This is a genomic window from Nocardia sp. NPDC058633 (genome assembly GCF_042717045.1).
Classification (GTDB): Bacteria; Actinomycetota; Actinomycetes; order Mycobacteriales; family Mycobacteriaceae; genus Nocardia.
Genome location: NZ_JBHXRA010000010.1, coordinates 176,033 through 197,672 on the forward strand (window position 1 = coordinate 176,033; position 21,640 = coordinate 197,672).

21 protein-coding genes and 1 tRNA gene are annotated in these 21,640 nt (G+C 67.5%); 13 read left to right on the top strand and 9 right to left on the bottom strand.

The features are described from left to right. The first annotated feature begins 15 nt into the window (after positions 1-15). Complete coding sequence (locus ACFWUR_RS15570) at positions 16-534, top strand: hypothetical protein (RefSeq protein WP_378907243.1); 519 nt, start codon at positions 16-18, stop codon at positions 532-534. Positions 535-746: 212 nt separating this feature from the next. Here ACFWUR_RS15570 and ACFWUR_RS15575 read toward each other — a convergent pair whose 3' ends face one another. Together ACFWUR_RS15575 and ACFWUR_RS15580 are read right to left on the bottom strand one after the other, a co-directional pair. Beyond that, positions 747-1,907 carry a helix-turn-helix domain-containing protein gene (locus ACFWUR_RS15575; RefSeq protein WP_378907246.1) on the bottom strand — a complete coding sequence of 387 codons (1,161 nt, stop codon included), beginning with the start codon at positions 1,905-1,907 and terminating at the stop codon, positions 747-749. Between the two features lie 57 nt (positions 1,908-1,964). Further along, positions 1,965-3,143 carry a helix-turn-helix domain-containing protein gene (locus tag ACFWUR_RS15580; RefSeq protein WP_378907249.1) on the bottom strand — a complete coding sequence of 393 codons (1,179 nt, stop codon included), beginning with the start codon at positions 3,141-3,143 and terminating at the stop codon, positions 1,965-1,967. 149 nt (positions 3,144-3,292) lie between these two features. Here ACFWUR_RS15580 and ACFWUR_RS15585 point away from each other — a divergent pair, with 149 nt between their 5' ends. Next, complete coding sequence (locus ACFWUR_RS15585) at positions 3,293-3,580, top strand: hypothetical protein (protein ID WP_378907252.1); 288 nt, start codon at positions 3,293-3,295, stop codon at positions 3,578-3,580. A 115-nt stretch (positions 3,581-3,695) separates the two neighbouring features. Here ACFWUR_RS15585 and ACFWUR_RS15590 read toward each other — a convergent pair whose 3' ends face one another. Further along, positions 3,696-3,932 (bottom strand): hypothetical protein, encoded by a 237-nt coding sequence (locus ACFWUR_RS15590; RefSeq protein ID WP_378907255.1) that lies wholly within the window; start codon positions 3,930-3,932, stop codon positions 3,696-3,698. Positions 3,933-4,215: 283 nt separating this feature from the next. Between ACFWUR_RS15590 and ACFWUR_RS15595 the strand changes: the two genes are divergently transcribed. The 3 genes from ACFWUR_RS15595 to ACFWUR_RS15605 all read left to right on the top strand — a co-directional run bounded on the left by ACFWUR_RS15595 (position 4,216) and on the right by ACFWUR_RS15605 (position 7,015). Further along, positions 4,216-4,713: a hypothetical protein gene (locus ACFWUR_RS15595; RefSeq protein WP_378907258.1), complete on the top strand. Its 498-nt coding sequence runs from the start codon at positions 4,216-4,218 to the stop codon at positions 4,711-4,713. A 132-nt stretch (positions 4,714-4,845) separates the two neighbouring features. After that, positions 4,846-6,606 (top strand): hypothetical protein, encoded by a 1,761-nt coding sequence (locus ACFWUR_RS15600; protein WP_378907260.1) that lies wholly within the window; start codon positions 4,846-4,848, stop codon positions 6,604-6,606. Between the two features lie 124 nt (positions 6,607-6,730). Continuing rightward, entirely contained in the window at positions 6,731-7,015 is a 285-nt protein-coding gene (locus tag ACFWUR_RS15605) for a tyrosine-type recombinase/integrase (protein WP_378907263.1), read from the top strand. A 100-nt stretch (positions 7,016-7,115) separates the two neighbouring features. Here the strand turns inward: ACFWUR_RS15605 and ACFWUR_RS15610 are convergent. The 4 genes from ACFWUR_RS15610 to ACFWUR_RS15625 form a co-directional block, all read right to left on the bottom strand. Beyond that, positions 7,116-7,187: transfer RNA gene (locus ACFWUR_RS15610), tRNA-Val, on the bottom strand. A 32-nt stretch (positions 7,188-7,219) separates the two neighbouring features. Then, complete coding sequence (locus tag ACFWUR_RS15615; RefSeq protein WP_378907266.1) at positions 7,220-7,684, bottom strand: peroxiredoxin; 465 nt, start codon at positions 7,682-7,684, stop codon at positions 7,220-7,222. A gap of 73 nt (positions 7,685-7,757) precedes the next feature. Beyond that, complete coding sequence (locus ACFWUR_RS15620) at positions 7,758-8,180, bottom strand: DUF3052 domain-containing protein (RefSeq protein WP_378907269.1); 423 nt, start codon at positions 8,178-8,180, stop codon at positions 7,758-7,760. 127 nt (positions 8,181-8,307) lie between these two features. After that, complete coding sequence (locus ACFWUR_RS15625; RefSeq protein ID WP_378907271.1) at positions 8,308-8,856, bottom strand: hypothetical protein; 549 nt, start codon at positions 8,854-8,856, stop codon at positions 8,308-8,310. Between the two features lie 308 nt (positions 8,857-9,164). On the opposite strand from ACFWUR_RS15625, the gene aceE reads away from it, so the two are divergent. From aceE to ACFWUR_RS15665, 8 genes are all read left to right on the top strand, one after another. Beyond that, complete coding sequence (gene aceE / locus ACFWUR_RS15630) at positions 9,165-11,954, top strand: pyruvate dehydrogenase (acetyl-transferring), homodimeric type (RefSeq protein WP_378907489.1); 2,790 nt, start codon at positions 9,165-9,167, stop codon at positions 11,952-11,954. A 44-nt stretch (positions 11,955-11,998) separates the two neighbouring features. Continuing rightward, positions 11,999-13,300: a PucR family transcriptional regulator gene (locus tag ACFWUR_RS15635; RefSeq protein WP_378907492.1), complete on the top strand. Its 1,302-nt coding sequence runs from the start codon at positions 11,999-12,001 to the stop codon at positions 13,298-13,300. A gap of 127 nt (positions 13,301-13,427) precedes the next feature. Continuing rightward, positions 13,428-14,342, top strand: coding sequence for an ACP S-malonyltransferase (locus ACFWUR_RS15640; protein WP_378907274.1), 915 nt, complete (start codon positions 13,428-13,430; stop codon positions 14,340-14,342). Positions 14,343-14,422: 80 nt separating this feature from the next. Continuing rightward, on the top strand, positions 14,423-14,728 hold the full coding sequence (acpM, locus tag ACFWUR_RS15645) for a meromycolate extension acyl carrier protein AcpM (protein ID WP_056821158.1): 306 nt from the start codon (positions 14,423-14,425) through the stop codon (positions 14,726-14,728). A gap of 9 nt (positions 14,729-14,737) precedes the next feature. After that, positions 14,738-15,994 (top strand): KasA/KasB family beta-ketoacyl-ACP synthase, encoded by a 1,257-nt coding sequence (locus ACFWUR_RS15650; protein WP_378907277.1) that lies wholly within the window; start codon positions 14,738-14,740, stop codon positions 15,992-15,994. A gap of 121 nt (positions 15,995-16,115) precedes the next feature. Beyond that, a complete protein-coding gene (locus ACFWUR_RS15655; protein ID WP_378907280.1) occupies positions 16,116-17,546 on the top strand; it encodes an acyl-CoA carboxylase subunit beta in 1,431 nt (476 codons plus the stop codon). A 170-nt stretch (positions 17,547-17,716) separates the two neighbouring features. Further along, positions 17,717-18,373 carry an MBL fold metallo-hydrolase gene (locus tag ACFWUR_RS15660; protein ID WP_378907282.1) on the top strand — a complete coding sequence of 219 codons (657 nt, stop codon included), beginning with the start codon at positions 17,717-17,719 and terminating at the stop codon, positions 18,371-18,373. Between the two features lie 73 nt (positions 18,374-18,446). Further along, the gene (locus ACFWUR_RS15665; RefSeq protein WP_378907284.1) at positions 18,447-18,911 is read left to right on the top strand and encodes a winged helix-turn-helix transcriptional regulator; all 465 of its coding nucleotides are present in this window, start codon (positions 18,447-18,449) and stop codon (positions 18,909-18,911) included. 11 nt (positions 18,912-18,922) lie between these two features. On the opposite strand, the gene ACFWUR_RS15670 is transcribed toward ACFWUR_RS15665, so the two are convergent. Both ACFWUR_RS15670 and ACFWUR_RS15675 read right to left on the bottom strand, forming a co-directional pair. Beyond that, positions 18,923-19,618 (bottom strand): nitroreductase, encoded by a 696-nt coding sequence (locus tag ACFWUR_RS15670; protein WP_378907287.1) that lies wholly within the window; start codon positions 19,616-19,618, stop codon positions 18,923-18,925. Positions 19,619-19,733: 115 nt separating this feature from the next. After that, a complete protein-coding gene (locus tag ACFWUR_RS15675) occupies positions 19,734-21,569 on the bottom strand; it encodes a VWA domain-containing protein (protein WP_378907289.1) in 1,836 nt (611 codons plus the stop codon). Positions 21,570-21,640: the final 71 nt, after the last annotated feature.

Here is a 21,640-nt window from a genome sequence, read left to right on the forward strand (position 1 = left end):
GGCTAACCTCCAGGCATGCGGAGCCGACGACTTTTGATGCCGATCACCGTGCTCGCGGCGGTCGCTCTCACCGGATGTAGTGACAACGCCGGCGAGAACTCCAGCCATGCCCGTGGCAGCGAGGGCGAGATCGGGGCGATCACCGTCCAGAACGCCTATCTCGTGCCCGCGCTGGTCCCGGGCACCTGCATAATCCAATACGAGGCACCCGCCGAGTTGGCGTTCACCGCCACCAACAACGCCCTCGAGCCGGACCGCCTCATTGCGATCGAAAGCCCAGCCGCGGCGTCGGTACAGCTCCAAGCCACCGCTGAGCAACTGGCCATTCCCGCCGACGGCGCACTCGCCGCTGGGCAACCCGTTGCCCAGCCCGAACGCCCCGGCAGTGAGGAGCCGATCACGGTGCAGGTGAATCAATTGCAGGACTGGGTCGAACCCGGCCGCCACCTCGACATTCGTTTCACCTTCGACCGCGCTGGAACCCTGGAGCTCGCCGTCCCCGTCGATTCCTGTCCCACCCAGCAGTCGCCCTGACCGCACGTCGCCAACCTCAGCCAACCACCATGCCTCGCAGCCCGATCTGGAACGCCCGGCGGAGGTGATGTTCTCGTCATGTGGCTGCCCGCATGGTTGGTTGCAACCTGTTCTGGTGGGCGCAGTAGGGATCGAACCTACGCCCGCTGGTGTTGTAGTTTCTGCCTGTCTTGGTGAGTCGGGGGTTTCGGTCGCTGCGCCCTATCCGCGGGCTACAGGCTCGCTCCGAGCCAGTGCGCGAACCCCAGCAAGCTATCCGACTGCCGACGCTGCGCTGCGGCGATGCCGTACACGGTTTCACGCACCGACGGGTGTAGGCGCGTCTGCTGCGGGGCAGCCGAGCGAGCCTTGTTCAGCGACACCAGCGCCTTGTCCGGCTTGCCCGACATGAGCCAGGCGCGGGCGTTGTCCTGCCAGTGGTGCGCGATCCTGGTCGGCGGGGATTCTGTCGAGTAGGTCAGGTCGGCGCCAGCGAGCGCGGCCCGGTTCGGGTCGCCTGCCTCCAGCTCGACGGCGTGCGCATGGATCTCGACGTTCAGCGGGCCGAACGCCGTCATGTACATATCGGATTCGCCGGTGCGGGCGGCGAGTTCGCGCGCTGCCTCGACGTGACCGACGGCGCCGGCATAGTTCAACTTCCGCGCCTCGTTGATCGCCCCGGCGAGATGCGAGTATCCGGCGAGGACCATGCCCGATGCGGTGTCATCGGCGGCCGCAATGGCGCTGTCGATGAGCTGGGCGGCCACGGCCGACTCCCCGTAGTGGGTGAGGATCCGGGCGCGCGCCAGCGCTGAGAATGCCCCGTAGTTCGGATCGTCGCCGAGGGGCGCGTATCCGTCGGCGAGGTCGAGCGCGGGCAACGCAAGCATGAGATGCCCGGTACGGCGGGCCGACCACTCGGCGAGGATGTAGGCCGAGGACAGCAGCCCATAGGCGTGCGCCTGGTCGTCGCCGGTGAGCTCGCGGGCGGCACCGTGCAGTCGGCGGATGATCGCGGGCAGTAGCTCGATGGTTTGGCGGGTGCGGTCGCTGCGGTACAGGTCCTGTGCTGCGGTGAGGTCGGCCTCGAGCTGGGCGAGCGGGGCCGGTTCCTCGGCGCGGGCGTAGCGACCCTCGGCGAGCAGCACGGACAGTTCGTTGACCGCGTCGGCGAGCGGCTTGCCGTCGTTGAACGGTGCGCCGGTGAGCTGTTCGGGGGTGACCCGGAGGGCGCGCGCCACGGCAGATATGAACCCCGCCGAGGCGGGTTCGCGCTCCTGCTCAACGGCTTTGATCATGCTCAGGCTGTACCCGGAGCGCTCGGCGAGCTGGCGTTGGTTCAGGCCGGCGATCTTGCGTTCCGCCGCGAGTGCTTGCCCTACGTGTGTCCCCATAGGCCGAGGGTAGATCGATACGTCTGCTCTGTCCCGCCCTGTCCAGCGTGGTTACTGCTACAGGCCCGCGCCGAGCCAGTGCGCGAACCCCAACAGGCTGTCCGACTGCCGCCGCTGTGCCGCCGCGATCCCGTACACCGTTTCGCGCACCGACGGGTGCAGGCGGGTCTGCTGGGGCGCCGCCGCGCGCGCCTTGTTCAACGCGGCCAGCGCGCGGTCGTGCTTCCCGGCCATGAGCCAGGCTCGCGCGTTGTCCTGCCAGTGATGTCCGGCGCGGGGCGCGGCCATGTCGGCGGGCAGGACCAGCGCGGCCCCGTCGTGTGCGGCCTTGCCCGGGTCGCCTGCCTCGAGCTCGACAGCGCAGGCGTGCACCTCGACGTTGCCCGGTCCGAAGTCGGTTGTGTACAGGTCGCTCTCGTGGCCCATCGGCCGGGCCAGCGCGCGTGCCTCGGCGATGTGGTCGCGCGCCGGCTCGAGGCGCCGGCCGCGGGCCGCGACGATCGCGCCGCGCAGGTGGGCGTAACCGCGCAGCACACGTTCGCCCTCGGTGTCGCCAGGGACCAGGCCGATACCCCGATCTACCAACGACATCGCCACATCGGTCGATCCGTGAGCCATCAGCAACCGGGACCGCTTCATCAGCGAGCGCACCGAATACGCCGAGTCGGGGGTGTGGGTCGCCGCGTCGTCGAGCCGGTCGAGTACCAGCGCGGTCAGCGATGAGTAGCCGAGTCGGCAGCACGCGCCCTCGGCGGCGATGTAGGCGGCGCACAGCAGTTCATAGGCCCGCTCCCGGGCGGTGTCGTCAGCGGCCACCTGCACGGCACCGTGCGCCTTGCGCAACAACGCGGGCAGAGCGGCCAGCGCGCGGCGGGTGCGGTCGTTGCGCAGGGCGGCCTCGGCCGCGACCAGCTCCCGCGCCAGCTCGGCGTCGGACGGCGGGTCGATCGGCTGCACGTACGCACCTTCGGCCAGGACAGCGCGCAGCTCGGCCAGACCGGCAAGCGGACCGTCCTCCTCGAGGGCGTCGAGGAAGGGCGTGCCGAACAGCCGGTCAGGATCGACGCCGAGCACACGAGAAACCGCAGCGATGAATCCCGGGGACGCGACTTCTCGGCCTTGCTCGACGGCCTTGATCATCGACAGCGAGTAGCCGACGCGGTTGGCCAGCTGGCGTTGATTCAGACCCGCGATCTTGCGTTCGGACGCGATGGCCTGCCCTACGTGTGTCCCCATAGTCCGAGGGTAGATCGATACGTCCTGTCCTGTCTCTGTCCCTTTTCTGTCCCTCCATGCCCTTACACGCGGCGAATCTGATGCAGCCCCGCCGCCGGGTCGAGCAATCCCCGGCGGCGGGAGCAATTCACCGACGAGGGGAGCCCGCAGTGTGGGGGAAGAGGATCGAACCCAGCGCGCTGACGGTTGACGCGATCGCTGCGCGGATCGCCGGCGAGGACACCCGCGACGCGATCGCCCGCGATGACGAGCAGACCGGCCGAACCACGGTGATCGTCCACTCGGCACCGGCGAAGATGTTCACGCCATACCAGGCGCACCGGATGATGCAGGTGCACCGTGGATGTGACCGCACTACCTGTCCGCGCAAGATGGCCGCCGTCAACGTGCTCGTTGGCGCGGGCGTGATGCGGTTGGACCGTCGTGCCGGGTACTGAACTCGATCGCGCGCGCCACGCAGTCACCGAAGCAATGGCCGAAGCGCACGCCGCGTCACGCATCGTCGGCGCCCACACGCGCCAGGTTGCGGGCCGGCTGCACAGTGAGGACCGATCATGGGCGCCCATCGATGACCGCGGCGAGGTCGGGCCGGTGTTCGCAGTCGGCCCGGTCGATGAGGGCCAGGACGGCGGCGACTTGTTCACCTCCGCTGCTGCCGCTCTCGCCGTGCTCGGCGAGCCCATCGTGATCGACGTCGACCCGCTGTATTCGCTTGCCCTGCAACGCCTCCTCGAGGTCGCCGAGCGCATTGCACGCGACGGTGGTGCCATAACCGTCGACGTCGCTCATGTTGTGATCGCGCTAGAACAGCCGCGCCCCAGCGGCGGACCTCTGACTACCCCGGCCCGGGGATGAGCGTGACGGCCTGGGGGTGCACACCCGAGCGTCACGGATAGAACCCTGCGCGCGTCGGCTGCCCGACCTTGCCAGAGCGAGGGCAGTCGGCGCGCACAGGCCCGAAGTAGGTCGGCGGCGCCTGACATTCCGGGGACTGCCCGTTTCACCGAAGGACTCTGGATATGCTGGCAACCTGCACGGATCGACAGCACACCAAGCATGCCGGGAGGGCATCGTGGGCGAAGACCGACCGTACTCAGAGATCGAGATCCGACGCCTGGCCAAACAGCAGCGGTCACCGGAATTCCGGGCGTGGCAGAAACGCGAGGCCGACGACCTCGCCGAGCTCGTCAGTGTGGTTCCCGGCTTGGCCGATCTGGATGACCCGTGGACCGATGCAGGGCTGTCCGCGATCGAGGACGCGGCCTTGGCTCGTTTCCCTCATATCGGAGAGGACGCCACACCGGAGGAAATGGCCTACCTCGCACTGTGCGCCCGCGGCATCGGCCACATCTACCTGCGCACCATGGGCGAGGGCCACTGGGTGTGGGTCAAGCTGTACGAATCACTCCCGATCGGCCCCGCGATCGAACTTCCGGGCCACACGTTCTGGACTGACCCTGGCCTGTCGATCCGCAAGATCATTCTCTACCGGAATGCCGGCGAGCTGGTGCGCGAACGTGACCGGCTCGTCGCCTGGACCCGCGAGGCCGCGACCCGCTCCGTGGTGTAGCCCGGTCCCCGTCCCCGGTGACGGGGGCGCACGGTGACTGACCCCGTACCCGGCGCCGAGCCGCCGCGTGATGTAGTCCCCCGTACAGACCACGGTCTCACTGAGGCCGGTGACGCGGGGCACAAGGCATATGTGCAGGCGAAGATCGCAGAAGCCGCCACCCAGGTCGAGAAGATCCGTGGCCCGCTGGACTGGGAACGTCAGGTCGAGCTGTGGGGCGACCGCAAGCTACTGCACGACATGATGATGCACGGCCACCAGCACCTCCAGGGCCGCACAGAGGCGCAAGGGTGGCGGCACGAGCACCCGCAACCCACGACGTTGGGTCCTCGCAGGCACGACGCCGCGCAAGTCGTCCGGGTCGCCGGGGTGGAGATCGTTGGCACCACCACCGAATTCAAGGCCGGGTGGGTCAGCAAGAAGGAAGGGCTGCGGCAGCTCTACAAGGAACGCGAACTCCTCGCGAAGGGCCTGACGCAGGACCGCAGCGAGTACATCATTCGTGAGTCACGTCCCCCGCATCCAGAGGTGATGCGCGAAGCCCAGCAGCTCGCGAAGGATTTTCCCGGCAAATTCGTCGTCATCGAGATGTCGGAGCCGGAATTCATCCGGGCTGTGGAGGCGGGGCGCCCGATCGCGCGCGCAAAAACGGTCGAGAAGCTCGGCCACCTGATCGAGAAGGTGCGTGACTCTCCCGAGTTGAGGACCGTGCCGCGCGCGCTGGAGCAGTTCACCCGCGAGATCGAGATGGCGAAAGAGAGAGGCAACCCAATCGGGTTGGAGGCGTTAGTCCAGGCCCGCGATGATCTGGCCTACCTGGTAGAGGCCGACAAAGTGTTCACCCAGCGTGTCGACAAAGCTGCACGCGAAGCGTCGCAGTTGCGGTTGAAGGAATCGCAGATCGTCGAGCAGGTACAAGCCCAGCAACGCGACCAACGCGCGCAGGTGTTGTGGCAGCAGGTCGCGCGGGTTGACCGGGAGATCGTGTTGTCCGCGGTGACCGCTGTACGTGCGCAGTTGCCTGCCAAGGCCCCCGTGAAACAACTGGACGCGCCGGGGCTCGATCCCGAGATGGCGCGCGCGATGGGCGGCATGTTGCACCTGATGCACCAGCGCGACAGCAAGGACCGCGCCGTGTTGGAGCGGGAGGTGTTGGCCGGTCTGGTATTGCCGACGCCGATGCATCGTGAGGTCGCCGAAGTCGTACTCGCCCAGCAGCGTGACGCTCCCGGCCAGGGCTTGACGGTCGAGCATGTGAAGGGCGCGGAGCAGACCGTTCGGGAGCGGGAGGCACGCGAACTGGAGCAGGCCCGCCAGGTCCAAGCGCGGGAGGCACGCGAGCGAGAGAACCGGGAGATGATGGCCCGCGTCGCCGACGCCTACAACAAGCAGTTGGCGAAGGCCGCCCGTGAGCAAGCACAGCCCCGCGGATGGGACCGACTCGATGACGCCAAGCGCCGAGCCCGGATGCAAGGACTAGCGCAGGTGTTGCAGATGGACGCGAAAGGCCTGGCAGATAAGGGTATCGACGCGCAGGTTGTGGATGCGATCGCTCGGGGGATGGCACGGTCGGATGATCAAGCGAACGCCATGGTCGTCGAGGTCAGCGATGGGGTTCGGTGGGTGGACAAGGCGAGTCAGGAGGTGGCGCTGGCGAAGCAGATTCAGATGGTCGAGCGCGGCACAAGCCTTGAGACGGTGCAGGTTCGGTTGTTGGTGGACAAGGGCAGATCGTCGGCGGGGGTAGCGGTGTCGCGTGAGGAGTTGGAGCGGCAACGAGAGGAGTTGGAGCGGGAGCGGGTGCGGCAACGCGAGCGGCATCCCGAGGGCAAATCGCGGGCCCGTCAAGGACCTGAACGAGGGAAGGAACGCGGGATCGAACGCGGGAGGTAGTTACGGTCCGGTGGGCTGAGGAACTCTCACCGCAATGACACGCTGACTGCTGAGTCGGCAGTTCGCCCGCCCGGCGCGTGAACGGCCAAGCCGGCGATGCCGCCCTGGCTGGCAGGATGAGCGGTTGGTCACCGTGAGCGAGGACGGTAAACCGATCCGGCCGGAGTGGTTCACCGACTGGTTCCAGCGGCAGGCGAAGGCTGCGGGCGTTCCCGTGACCCGGCTGCACGATGCTCGGCACACCGCGGCGACCATCCTGCTCGACTCCGGGGTGTCGGTCGCACCGGCGGCGAAGTGGCTCGGCCACGGTCCGGCTATCCTGCTGCGCTGCTACGCGCGCCGACGACGAGGCGATGGAAGCGGCAGCACTGTTCGCCGAGCAGAAACCGGCCGTTGGCGGGTGATCTGACCGGCCGCCGTTGGTGAGTTCTTGGAGAGTTCGCCCGGTGATCCCGAATCGGGGGCGGGGCGGGAACAGGTGGCTAGGACTATTTCCTGCCGTTCATAGGTGGGCGCAGAGGGGATCGAACCCCCGACCGCTGGTGTGTAAAACCAGTGCTCTACCGCTGAGCTATACGCCCTGGCACCGCCGGGGAGAACCGGCGGTGTCGGGTTATGAATCTAGCGCGGCTAGCGCTTTCTCCCAAGCCGCCTGGTCACGGGCTTGTCCGGGGCCGTTCATCTCCGCGAAGGTGATGTAGCCGGACTTGTCGACGACGAAGGTTCCGCGGTTGGGGTAACCGGACTTCTCGTTGAAGACGTCGTAGGACTGGGTGACGGCACCGTGCGGCCAGAAATCCGACAGCATGGGGAACAGGTAGCCCTGTTCCGCGGCCCAGATCTTGTGGGTGGGTGGGGGGCCGACGGAGATCGCGATGATCTCGGCGTCGTCGTTCTGGAACTTGGGCAGCTCGTCGCGAACCTTGCACAGCTCGCCCTGGCAGATGCCGGTGAAGGCGAGCGGATAGAACACCAGCAGCACGTTTTTCTTGCCGCGATAGTCCGACAGGGTGACGGGCTGGTTGTTCTGGTCCTTGAGCGTGAAATCCGGCGCGAGAGTGCCAACCTCTAGCGGCATACTACGAATCCTCCGTCGTGTCGGGTCCCAGCCGGGCATACGAGCCCAACTGAGACCCTAGCGAACGGCGGATTCAGCGCTGTTTCGATGGTGCCTTCGGCTGAACGAGGCGTGAGCCCGTCCAACCGCCGAGGCTGATGGTGGATGTCTGGGTCAGGCCGGCCGTGGGTGCGGCTTCGGCGATCTCGCTCGGATCGACATGGCCTGATTGCCCGGTTTTGGGGGTGAGGACCCAGATGAAGCCTTCATCGGCCAGCGGGCTGATGGCATCCATCAGCTCGTCGGCGAGATCGCCGTCACCTTCTCGCCACCAGAGCAGGACGGCGTCGACGACCTCGTCGGAGTCTTCGTCGACCATTTCGCCGCCGCTGACCTCCTCGATCTCGGCGCGCAATGCGTCGTCGGTGTCCTCGTCCCAGCCCAATTCCTGAACAACCAAGCCGTGAGAAATGCCAAGCTTCTGAGCGTAGTTCTGCGCGTCCGCCGCGGCGACCACGGTGGTGTCCTCCCTAAACTGCCGACAGTAAGATAGGTGCAAGCGAACATGGTTATCGGCCGTAGCGCAAGCTGATCGGATGAATTGGGACCGTACGCCGCGTGTCGGAAGGGTTGAATCGACCGCCTCAACAGGCGTCGTGGACTGCGGTGCGAGCCTGGTTGATCGCTCGGCTGGCTTCGTTGAGCTTGCCGACAGGTGAGTTGTAGGTCATCTTTCTGGTTTGCGCCGCCAGCTCGCGCGCCGCGACGACATAGGCGGTGAACTTGTCGGCCAACTCGGTCGGCAACGCGCCTGCCGCGGTGACGATGCCCGCCTCGACTTTGGTCGCCGCGTTGTCGAGAGTGGTGGCCGCGGACTCGCGCTTGGCGGCGTAGTCGGGGGCGTTGGCGTCGTGCGCGGACACGAAGTCGTTGTAGGCGGTGACCCCGGCGCCGGTGGTGGTGGCGAATTGTCCACAGTTGTCGGTGATCGCCCGTTCGCGCGCGGCCGCGGCGCGCGAGGACGCGGCTGCCGACGACGACGCGGCGGCCGCGGTCTTGTAGGCGGCCACCTCGGCCGCGTCGGTCGTCGGTGTGCCGGGGATCTGCTCGGCGCAACCCGCCACCACCGAGCCCGCGGTCACGGCGACAACGGCACAGATCAGCCCCAGCCGGCGCGCGTGCAGCACCCTCATCGTTCGGCGTTCCCTCTCGATCACGTGCGCGATTCGTCTTTCCCCGCAGAACCTACCTAATGGTATTCCCGCTGGGGTGATGACCTGGGCAGCCGTTTCGGTAAGGATGGGGGTGCACCCGAACCTTTCGTCACGGGTGGTCCGCACACCAAGCGGGCAGGCCCGGGGACAGCGACGCCGACCAAGCAGTTCCGCCCCCATCACGAGGAGCAGATTTGACCGACCTGATCCACTCTGCAGCTTCCAACGATCCCGTCGAGACTCCCACCGCGGGCGGTGAATCCACCACCAAACCCACCGGTGAACGGGTGCGGGTCATTCGCGAAGGAGTGGCGTCGTACCTACCGGATATCGACCCGGAGGAGACCAGCGAATGGCTGGAATCCTTCGACCACATGCTCGACCGGGAAGGCCCGGGCCGCGCCCGGTACCTGATGTTGCGCCTGCTCGAGCGCGCGGGCGAACGCCGTGTCTCGATTCCGGCGCTCACCTCCACCGACTACGTCAACACGATTCCCACCGAGAACGAACCGTGGTTCCCCGGTGACGAGGAAGTCGAGCGCCGCTTCCGCGCCTGGATCCGGTGGAATGCCGCGATCATGGTGCATCGCGCGCAGCGTCCGGGAATCGGTGTCGGCGGACATATCTCGACCTACGCGTCCTCGGCGGCGCTCTACGAGGTGGGCTTCAACCACTTCTTCCGCGGCAAGGACCATCCCGGCGGCGGCGACCACGTCTACATCCAGGGCCACGCCTCGCCCGGCATCTACGCGCGCGGTTTCCTCGAGGGTCGCCTGAGCACGGACCGCCTCGACGGATTCCGTCAGGAATACAGCCATGGCGGCCTGGGCAAGGGACTGCCGTCCTACCCACACCCGCGGCTGATGCCGGACTTCTGGGAATTCCCGACGGTGTCGATGGGCCTCGGCCCGATGAACGCGATCTACCAGGCCAGGTTCAACCACTACCTCACCGATCGCGGCATCAAGGACGCCTCCGACCAGCACGTCTGGGCGTTCCTCGGCGACGGCGAGATGGACGAACCCGAGTCGCGCGGCTTGATCCAGGTGGCGGCCAACGAGGCGCTCGACAACCTCACCTTCGTGATCAACTGCAACCTGCAGCGGCTCGACGGCCCGGTGCGCGGCAACGGCAAGATCATCCAGGAGTTGGAGTCGTTCTTCCGCGGCGCCGGCTGGAACGTGATCAAGGTCGTCTGGGGTCGCGAGTGGGACGCGCTGCTGGGCGCCGACCGCGACGGCGCGCTGGTGAACCTGATGAACTCCACCCCCGACGGTGACTACCAGACCTACAAGGCCAACGACGGCGCCTACGTGCGCGACCACTTCTTCGGCCGTGACCCGCGCACCAAGGCGCTGGTCCAGAACATGTCCGACAGTGAGATCTGGAATCTCAAGCGCGGCGGCCACGACTACCGCAAGGTCTACGCGGCCTACTCGGCGGCGATGGCGCACAAGGGCCAGCCGACGGTGATCCTGGCCAAGACGATCAAGGGCTACACCCTCGGCAAGCACTTCGAGGGCCGCAACGCCACCCATCAGATGAAGAAGCTGGCGCTGCAGGACCTCAAGGACTTCCGCGATCTGCAGCGCATCCCGGTCAGCGATGCCGAGCTCGAGAAGGACCCGTACCTGCCGCCGTACTACCACCCCGGCATGGACGATCCGGCGATCGAGTACATGCTGGCCCGGCGCAAGTCGCTCGGCGGTTTCGTGCCGGAGCGTCGTTCGCCCGCCAAGCCGCTGAAGCTACCGGGCGACGAGGCCTATCGCTCGGTGCGCAAGGGTTCGGGCAAGCAGAAGGTCGCCACCACGATGGCGCTGGTTCGCCTGGTCAAGGAGCTGTTGCGCGACAAGGAGATCGGCAAGCGCATCGTGCCGATCATTCCCGACGAGGCCCGCACCTTCGGCATGGACTCGTGGTTCCCGACGCTGAAGATCTACAACCGCAACGGCCAGCTCTACACCTCGGTCGACGCGGAACTGATGCTCGCCTACAAGGAGAGCGCGGTCGGCCAGATCCTGCACGAGGGCATCAACGAAGCCGGCTCCACCGCGTCGTTCACCGCGGTCGCCACCTCCTACGCCACCCACGGCGAGCCGATGATCCCGCTCTACATCTTCTATTCGATGTTCGGTTTCCAGCGCACCGGCGACAGCTTCTGGGCCGCGGCCGATCAGCTGGCGCGTGGGTTCGTGCTCGGCGCCACGGCGGGCCGCACCACGCTCACCGGTGAGGGCCTGCAGCACAACGACGGGCATTCGCTGCTGCTGGCGTCCACCAATCCGGCGGTGGTCACCTACGATCCGGCGTTCTCGTTCGAGATCGCGCACATCATGCGCGACGGTCTGCGCCGGATGTACGGCGGCGGCGAGGCCCCGGCCGGTCTGCTGCCCGGCACCGACGTGCCCGCGGTGGGCACGTTCGGCGGGGAGAACATCTTCTACTACATCACCTTGTACAACGAGCCCTACCAGCAGCCGGCCGAGCCCGACGACCTCGACGTGGCCGGTCTGCTCAAAGGCCTGTACCTGTACCAGCGCGGTGGTGAGGGTGAGGTTCGCGCCCAGATCCTGGTCTCCGGGGTGACCGTGCCCGACGGTCTGCGCGCGCAGGAGATGCTGGCCCAGGAGTGGGGTGTGGCCGCGGATGTGTGGTCGGTGACCTCGTTCGGCGAGCTGCGCCGGGAGGCACTCGACAAGGAGATCACCGCGCTCAAGCATCCCGATTCCGATCCGGGCTCGGCCTACGTCACCCAGGCGCTCTCGGCCGCGCGTGGACCGGTGGTCGCCGCCACGGACTGGATGCGCGCGGTGCCCGACCAGATCCGGCAGTGGGTGCCCGGCGACTACATCACCCTCGGCACCGACGGGTTCGGCTTCTCCGACACCCGCACGGCCGCGCGCCGGGTGTTCAACGTCGACGCGCAGTCGATCGTGGTCGCGGCGCTCGAAGGGCTCGTGCGCGACGGCACGTTCGACAAGGCCAAGGCGGTGGAAGCGGCCGCGAAATACGGCATCGACAGCGTGGCCGCCGCGCCGAAGCCGAGTGCGGACGCGGCAGAGGAACTCGCGTAGCGGACTATTGGACTGTGGAGCGCAAACCGCCGCGGCCCCGTCGGATCACCGAGGGCACCAGCGAACACGAGGTCTATCTGCCGACGGGGGCACTGTCCCCGAACCGGCAGACCCGTGATCCGCTGCCCGACACGCTGCTCAAGCGGGTCAAGCAGTTCTCGGGTCGGCTGTCCACCGAGGCGGTGGGGTCGATGCAGGATCGGCTGCCGTTCTTCGCCGATCTGGACGCAGCGCAGCGCGCGGGCGTGCAGATGCTGGTGCAGACGGCGGTTGTGAACTTCCTGGAGTGGTTGCAGGATCCCGACTCTGATATCCGCTTCAGCCTGGACGCGTTCCAGGTGATTCCGCAGGATCTGGCGCGGCGGCTCACGCTGCGCCAGACCGTGGACATGGTGCGGGTGGCCATGGACTTCTTCGAACAGTGGCTGCCCGCGCTGGCGCGCAACGATCGCCAGCTGGTGGCGCTCACCGAGGCGGTGCTGCGATACGGGCGTGAGCTCGGCTTCGCGGCCGCCTCGGTGTACGCCAGCGCCGCGGAGTCGCGCGGTGCGTGGGATACCCGCCTGGAGGCCCTGGTGGTCGACGCGGTGGTCCGGGGCGACACGGGTCCGGACATGCTTTCCCGGGCCGCCACGTTGAACTGGGACGCCACGGCGCCCGCCACGGTGCTGGTCGGCACGCCCCCGCTGGATCAGGGTGTGTCGACGGTCGGCGTGGTGCACACCATCGCGACCAAGCACGGCAGGGCCGCGCTGGCGGTGGTGCAGGGTGCGCGACTGGTCATGGTGGTCAGCGGGCACCTGGGGGAGTCGGGCATCGGCTCGCCGTTCCTCACCGATCTGCTGGCCGAGGTGTTCTCCGACGGCCCGGTGGTGATCGGCCCGACGATGCGCACGCTCGGCGCCGCGCACGCGTCGGCGATCGAGGCGTTGGCGGGGATGGAGGCCGTCGTCGGCTGGCGGGGGGCGCCAAGACCCGTTCACGCCACGGAGTTGTTGCCCGAACGCGCGTTGCTGGGCGATAGAGCTGCGATAGAGGCGTTGAACGAGTATCTTGTGCTCCCGTTGGCTGCTGCCGGATCTTCGTTATCCGACACACTCGACGCGTATCTGGATTGTGGCGGAGCAGTAGAAACTTGCGCTCGGCAGCTGTACGTCCATCCAAATACCGTTCGGTACCGACTCAAACGAATCGGCGAAGTCACCGGCCGTGATCCGATGAATCCTCGCGACGCGTATGTGCTCCGAATCGCAGCCACAGTGGGCCGTTTGACACGAACGCATAACGAATCGTCTCCTCCCGTCACAGAAACCCCGTCCATCCCATTGGCCAACGACCCCCTGTAACGGGATCGGTGAATCGGTCGATCCCGACACCCCACCTCGGATTTTGTGGGACCCCTACAAAAGCGATCGGAAAGCTTCATTCGCGCCGACATCTCTTGCGGCGGGGGTCACAGTGTTGTCTTAGGGGGTGATCGCGTTGCTCACCCCTGGACAGGGGTCCCAGACACCCGGCATGCTCACGCCGTGGCTCGCACTTCCCGGTGCGACTGATCGCCTCGAGCTCTGGTCGAAGGCCGCGGGCCTCGACCTGGTCCGTCTCGGTACCACCGCGACGGCCGAGGAGATCGTCGACACCGCGGTGACGCAGCCGCTCGTGGTCGCTGCCGCACTGCTCGCGTTCGCCGAAATCGCCCCCGGGTCGATTCCGGCGGATACAGTCGTCGCCGGACACTCGGTCGGCGAATTCGCCGCAGCCGCTGTCGCCGGTGTCATCACCGCCGACGAGGCAGTCGCCCTCGCCGCCATTCGCGGCCGGGAGATGGCCAAGGCCTGTGCGCTGGAGCCGACCGGCATGTCCGCGGTGCTCGGTGGCGATGAGGCCACCGTGCTCGCACGGCTCGCCGAACTCGATCTCGTCCCGGCCAACCGCAACGCGGTAGGCCAGATCGTGGCAGCGGGCCGCCTGGAAGCTCTGGCGGAGCTCGCCGCGAACCCGCCGGAGAAGGCACGGGTCCGCGCGTTGCCCGTCGCCGGTGCCTTCCACACCGTCTTCATGGCCCCGGCACAGGAAGCTGTCGCCGATGCCATCGCCCAGATCTCGCCCAGCGACCCGATCCGGACGCTGCTGTCGAACTTCGACGGACGACCGGTCACCTCGGCCGCCGACGCGATCGAAAAACTTGCCGCCCAGGTCACTCGCCCCGTGCGCTGGGACCTGTGCAACGAGACCATTCGCACCGCGGCCGTCTCGGCCGTGGTCGAACTGCCCCCGGCAGGCACGCTGGTCGGCATTGCCAAGCGGGAATTGAAGGGCACGCCCAATCTGGCCCTCAAGACCCCCGAAGACCTCCCCGCGTTGGCCGAACTGACCACCTCGGGCTAGCTTTCCCCCGGCGGCCGATGCACAGCGAAGTGCAGGCCGTTCACGACCCTACAAATAGAAACAAGAAGGGAGCCACCAAAGTGGCCGCTCTGACCCAGGAACAGATCGTCGAAGAACTCGGCAAGATCATCGAAGAGGTTACGGGTATCGAACCCTCCGAGGTGACGCTCGAGAAGTCCTTCGTCGACGACCTGGACATCGACTCGCTGTCCATGGTCGAGATCGCTGTGCAGATGGAAGACAAGTACGGCGTCAAGATCCCCGACGAGGATCTGGCCAGCCTGAAGACTGTCGGTGACTCCGTCGCTTACGTCCAGAAGCTCGAGGCCGAGAACGCCGACGTCGCCGCCGAGCTCAAGGCCAAGTTCGACAGCGCCGGCGAGTAGGGCCGAACTTTGACCACTCCTGCTCCCAGTACTTTGAACGGGAACTTCCCCAACGTCGTCGTCACGTCGATGGCGGCGACCACGTCGATCGCTGGTGATGTCGATGCGACGTGGAAGGGACTCCTCAACGGTGAGAGCGGAATCGACGTTCTCGAGGATTCCTTCATCGAGGAATACGACCTGCCGGTGCGAATCGGCGGTCACCTGAAGGTCAGCCCCGACACGCTGTTGAGCCGGGTCGAGATCCGCCGCATGGCGTATGTCGAGCGCCTGGCGACCGTTCTCGGTCGTGAGGTGTGGAAGAACGCGGGCAGCCCTGAGGTCGACAACGACCGTCTCGGCGTCGCGATCGGCACCGGACTCGGCGGCGGCGACGCCCTGATCGACTCGGTCGACAAGCTGAAGAACGGTGGCTATCGCAAGATCTCGCCGCTGGCTGTTCAGATGGTCATGCCGAACGGTCCGTCGGCGGTCGTCGGTCTCGAGCTGAAGGCCAGGGCGGGAGTGGTCACTCCGGTCTCGGCGTGCTCGTCGGGTTCGGAGGCCATCGCCAACGCGTGGCGGATGATCGTGATGGGTGACGCCGACATCGTCGTCACCGGTGGTGTCGAGGGCTTCATCGACTCGGTGCCGATCGCGGCGTTCTCCATGATGCGCGCGATGAGTACCCGCAACGACGATCCGAAGGGTGCTTCGCGTCCCTTCGACAAGGATCGCGACGGTTTCGTGTTCGGTGAGGCCGGCGCGCTCATGGTCGTCGAGACCGAAGAGCACGCCAAGGCGCGCGGTGCCACCATCCACGCTCGTCTGCTGGGTGCCGGTATCACGTCCGACGGCTTCCACCTGGTCGCTCCCGATCCCGAGGGCACCGGTGCGGCCAGGGCGATGACGCGCGCGATGCAGACCGCCGGTCTGACCCGCAGCGACATCACCCACATCAACGCCCACGCGACCGCGACGCCCATCGGTGACTCCGCCGAAGCGAACGCGATCCACAAGGCGATCGGCAAGCACGCTTCGGTGTACGCGCCGAAGTCGGCACTGGGTCACTCGATCGGTGCCGTCGGCGCCCTCGAGTCGATCCTCACGGTGCTCGCGATCCGGGACGGCATTGTTCCGCCGACACTGAACCTGGACAACCAGGATCCGGAGATCGATCTCGATGTGGTGCACGGGGAAGCCCGTCGCCAGGAAATCGAGTACGCGATCAACAATTCCTTCGGTTTCGGTGGGCACAACGTCGCGCTCGCCTTCGGTCGGGCGTAAACGCCGCCGACTGCACATCCGATCCCCGGTTGGGGGTCGTGCCAACTGAATGGTTCGACCCCCACCGGCGGTTCGCCACAGCAGCCGCCGCCGCGGCAATCTTTTCGAAGGAGTGAGCGCGATGACCATCATTGCTCCCGCGTTTCAAGACACCACCACCGATCCGCGCGACCCACTGGGTCGGCTCCAACGTTTCTTCGACCCCGGCACCGTCCTGCCGCTGCATCCGCGTGACCGCTCCGGCGTGCTCGCCGCGATCGGCGAGGTCGACGGTGTCCGCACCGTGGCCTACTGCTCCGACGCCACCGTGATGGGTGGCGCGATGGGCGTCGAGGGCTGCAGGCACATCGTCGATGCGATCGACACCGCGATCGAATCCGGCATTCCCGTCGTCGGGCTGTGGCACTCCGGTGGTGCCCGCCTGGCCGAGGGCGTCGAGGCGCTGCACGCGGTGGGCCTGGTCTTCGAGGCCATGGTTCGCGCGTCGGGCCTGGTGCCCCAGATCTCGGTGGTGCTCGGCTTCGCCGCCGGTGGCGCCGCATATGGACCCGCGCTGACCGACGTGGTCATCATGGCGCCCGAGGGCCGTGTGTTCGTCACCGGACCCGACGTCGTGCGCTCGGTGACCGGCGAGAACGTCGACATGGAGACCCTCGGTGGTCCCACCACACACTTCAAGAAGTCCGGCGTCTGCCATATCGCCGCCGACGACGAGGCCGACGCCATGCACCGCGCGCGCCGACTGGTGTCGATGTTCGCCGAGCAGGGCGAGTTCGACTTGGTCGCGGCCGCGCACGGCGATGTCGACCTCAAGGCGATGCTGCCGGAGTCGGCCAAGCGCGCCTACGACGTGAAGCCGATCGTGCACGAGCTGCTCGACAACGTCGACGGTGAGTCCTCGTTCGAGGAACTCCAAGGCGGTTACGCCCGCAGCATGGTCACCGGTCTGGGTCGGCTCGGCGGTCGCACCGTCGGGGTACTGGCCAACAATCCGCTGCGTCTCGGCGGCTGCCTCAACTCCGAAAGCGCCGAGAAGGCTTCCCGTTTCGTGCGTCTGTGCGATGCGTTCGGCATCCCGCTGATCGTGGTCACCGATGTCCCCGGTTACCTGCCCGGCGTCGGCCAGGAACTCGAGGGCGTGGTTCGTCGCGGCGCGAAGCTGCTGCACGCCTTCGCCGAAGCCCGCGTTCCCCGCGTGACCCTGGTGACCCGCAAGATCTACGGCGGCGCCTACATCGCGATGAACGCTCGCTCCCTCGGCGCCACCGCCGTCTACGCCTGGCCCGGCTCCGAAGTCGCGGTCATGGGCGCCAAAGCCGCGGTCGGCATCCTGCACAAGAAGGCACTCGCCGCGGCCCCCGAATCCGAGCGCGAAGCCCTGCACGAACGGCTCACCGCCGAACACGAACAGCTCGCGGGCGGTGTCGAACGCGCCGTGGCCATCGGCGTCGTCGACGAGGTCATCGACCCCGCCAAGACCCGCAGCATCATCGCCGCGGCCCTGGCCTCGGCACCCGCTCGCAAGAGCCACCACAAGAACATCCCGCTGTGATCTGAATCGAAACAGCGCATGCTTCGGGCCCCGGGAAATCTCCCGGGGCCCGACGCTGTTCTGCGACGAGTTTCGAGGGTGCCGCTCGGCCCGGCGGTCGTGCGACGGCTGTTCGTCGTGATCCACTGGTCTGGCATCCGTCGACGGTCAGCAGAACTGGGAGAGCGAGAATGGCACAGATCGCGGTCACTTCCTTCGGGCATTCCACGGTGCGCCTCGAGCGCGACGGTCAGTCGCTCGTCATCGACCCGGGAGCGTTCGCGCCCGCCGCCGCGTTCGACGATGTCAGCGCGTTCCTGATCACGCACGACCATCAGGACCATGTCGATGTCGAGCGGTTGGCCCCGGCGCTGGCGGCGAATCCGGCGTGCCGTGCGTGGGTGTGCGCCGAGGTCGCCGCCCAACTCGCCGATGCGGGCGCCGCGGCGGACCAGATCCGCGTGGTCGGCGACGACGAGACGTTCGAGGCCGCGGGCTTGCCGGTAGTGGCCGTGGTCGGCGAGCACGCCGAGATCTACCACACGCTCCCGTCGTCGGTGAACATCGCGTATCTGATCGACGGCCGCATCCTGCACCCCGGTGACGCGTTCCCGGCTATGCGTGCCGACCACGATGTCGAGGTGCTGTTGCTGCCGGTGAGCGGGCCGTGGATGCGGTTCGCCGATGCCGTCGACTACGTGGCGGCACTGCGGCCCAGCGTCATCGTCCCGATCCACGACGGAGACCTCATCGACGCGGGCAAGGCGCTGACCGACCAGATGAGCGCGATATTCCCCGGCGACGGGATGTACCGGCGCCTTCCGGTGGGCAGGCCGGTCGTGCTCTAGGTCTCGGCGCGGCGCCGGGTGCGACTTCCGGCTCGACGGTCGCCCCGCGGGCATCCACGCGCATAATGGCAGGGTGCGCTATGAGGAACTCGCAGACGTCCCGTGCTCGATCACGCGGCCGCTGGTGATCTTCGGCGATCGCTGGACCTTGCTGATCCTGAAGTACAGCTTCGCCGGAGTGCGCCGGTTCAACGCGTTCCAGGGCGCGCTCGGCATTTCGCGCAGCCGACTCCACGACCGCCTCGATCGCCTGGTCGAACACGAGATCTTGGTGAAGCGCCCCGTCGATGACGGCGCCTACGAGGAGTACCGGCTCACCGAGAAGGGCCATGCGATCTACCCCGTCCTGATGGCGATCCGCGACTGGGGCGATGCCTATATGGCGCCGGACGGACCGCCCGTGGAGTACCGGCATCGAGGCTGCACGGGTGCGGCGCACGCCCATCTGACCTGCGACGAGTGCGGCGCGGAGGTCACCGCGCGCGATGTGGAGCCGGCACCCGGTCCTGGCATGTCCGCTGCGTCGCGGTCCGCCTGACGCGCCGTCGGTCAGGAATTGTGCCAGGTGATCTGGTCGTCGAGGGGGGCTCGAGCGGTACGGAAGGTGTTGACGGGGTGGGTGGTGTCGGGGTAGCCGAAGGAGATGCCGAACACGACCTTGCGGGTGTCGGGGATGGCGAAGTAGTCGTGCATGAAGGGGGCGTAGGAGGCCAGCGCGGCCTGGGGTGCGGCGCCGAGGCCGAGGGCTTGTGCGCCGAGCAGGAAGTTCTCGAGCCAGAGGCCGCAGTCGATGGCGCCGTAGACGCCGAGGTCGGCTTCGGAGGTGACGATGGCGACGTGCGGGGCGTCGAAGAATTCGAAATTGCGCACCATCTGGCGCATTGTCTTCTCGTGGTCGCCCTTGACGATGCCGACGCTGTCGTAGAGCTGGAAACCGCAGGCGCGGCGACGGTCTCGGTAGACACCCTCGTAGGCGGCCGGGAACTCGAAATCGGGTGTGCTGCCGGTGGTTCGGATGTGTTCGAGCAGTTCTTTGCGGAACCGGTCGGTGCCTTCGCCCGTGGTCACCTCGACCTGCCACGGCTGGGTGTTGCACCAGGAGGGGGTGCGCTGCGCGAGGGTGAGCAGCTGTTCGATCTTCGCGCGGTCGACCTGTTCGGAGGTGAACTGGCGGCAGGTCCAGCGTTCGTCGGCCAGCCGCTGGAGGGTGGCGAAATCACTGCTGTCGTGGTCGGTCTGCGCCATCGCGCGGCTCCCTCGGGTTGCGGAGAACTGGTCTCATTTCGAGACTAACTTAGCAGTTGGGTCAGCGCTGCGGAACCCGCTTGGACCACCGATCCGGCTGTCGGTGCGACGGTGGTCAAGCACGTCGGCGGGCGACGACGAAGATCGCGGCGCCGATGCCGACGACCAGTGCCACGGCGGCCCCGATCAACGTGTACACGGCCCACGGACGGGCCACTGTCGCCGGACCGCTCACGGCGACGGGTTGCTCCGGGACCGGCTGCGCGTCGACACCGGAATAGGTCGGCCCGGGTTCTGTCGCCCCCGACACGGTGACGTCGAGCCGCACCGGGGTCGGCGGCATCGCGTCGGCGCCCAGGGGCAGGCCGAGTTTCACCGCGATGTAATGCCATCCGGCCACCGGCTGGCGTTGGATCCGCGACTCGGGCCGGTCCCGGTTGGCGTAGCGGACCGGGACCGACGCCAGGTCGAGCTCGGCGCTGGACCTGCCGGTGTAGGCGGTGGTGTCGGAGTCGATTTCGCGACCGAGCGGCGAATACAGGGTGGTCTGCACATTCGAGGCCGCGGTACTGTTCGCGCCGCCGGTCTCGGCGAACCGCACGCGATAGGCCAGCCCCTGGCCCCAGTCGAGGCGCACGCGATAGAAGACGTACTCGCCCGATTGCAGGGTGTCGGTGTAGGTGCCGCCGCCGGGCAGCGTGGAGGCGGTCGTGAACGAGCCGCCGCCGCTGGTCGGCTGGGCGGGCCCGGCCGGATCGGTGAAGGTGACGGGGGTACTCACCGCGGCGGGTCCGGGATCGGTGACCCCGGGCTCGATGCCGACGAGTACCTCCAGCGGCAGTCGTGCGGGCGAGCCCTGCGATACCAGATCCCAGTTCAGCTCGAAGTAGTAGCGGCCCGCGCCCGTGCACTGCGCGGAGCCGCTGTCGGTGGGTTCCTGCGCCGCTCCTTCGAATGCCTTGGCGACGGTGAGCGCGACACCGTCACCGGCCCTGGTCTCGAGTACGCGTTCGCGGATAGCGCAGTCCACGCCGTCGCGGCCGTAGACGCGCAGTTCCAGCGCGTTCATGTCCTCGGTCATGGCGACGTCCTTCGCCCGCGGAAACGACACGATCCCGGTGAAGTAGGCGGTGGCGCCCGCGGGCACATCGACCGCGTAGAACCGTTTCTGCCCTCGGCCGAGGGTGTCGAGGTACTGGCCCGGCTTCGTCACCGGTGCGGTGTGGTGGTCGTCGGTGCCGGTGATGGGCGTGCCGGTGGCGTGATAATCGCGCAGCGCCGCCGAACTCACCCGAGGCAGCATGCGTTCCAGCGCGACGCCGTCGGCGGCGTCGCTGTAGGTGCCGCCGGTGGCGTGGGCCGTGCAGGTCAGCTGGGCGCGCGCCTTGTCGTCGACGGCGAATCCGATCGTGTGCACGATCAGGTCCAGGCCCTGCTGCTTCAACTCCCTGGCGACCTCGCACGGATCCGGCGGGGAACAGGTGTCGTCACCGTCGGAGACGAGCACGATCGATCGCGGCCCGGTATCGGGTAGTGCGTCGGCCGCCTGACGCAGCGCGCTGCCCATCGGGGTCCAGCCTCGGGCGTGGATGCTGTCGACGGCGGCGGTGAGGGCGGGCTTGTCGAGAGTCGTCGGCTGCCGCAGCACCCGCACGTCCTGGCAGCCTGCCGCTTTGTCGGCCTCGGAATTGCCGGTGCCGGTGCCGTAGGTGGTGAGTCCGACCGAGGATTCGGCGGGCGCCGAGGCGACGAACGCGCGCACGGCCCGCTTCGCGGCATCCATCATGGTGGCGCCTCGATCGGGCCGCTCCATCGATCCCGAGGCGTCGAGGACGAGCATGGTCGGCGCGTAGTGCCCGGGGTCGGCCTGTGCGACGACCGGAAGCGACGCCGACAGCACGGTGAGCGCTACGGCGGTGAGTGCGGCGGTCGGCGTGCTGAGTCTCGACATCGTCCTCGACTTCGGTACAGCGGGTGAAACTGGACAGACGATACAGTTCGGCCGATGCCCGCACTACCGCT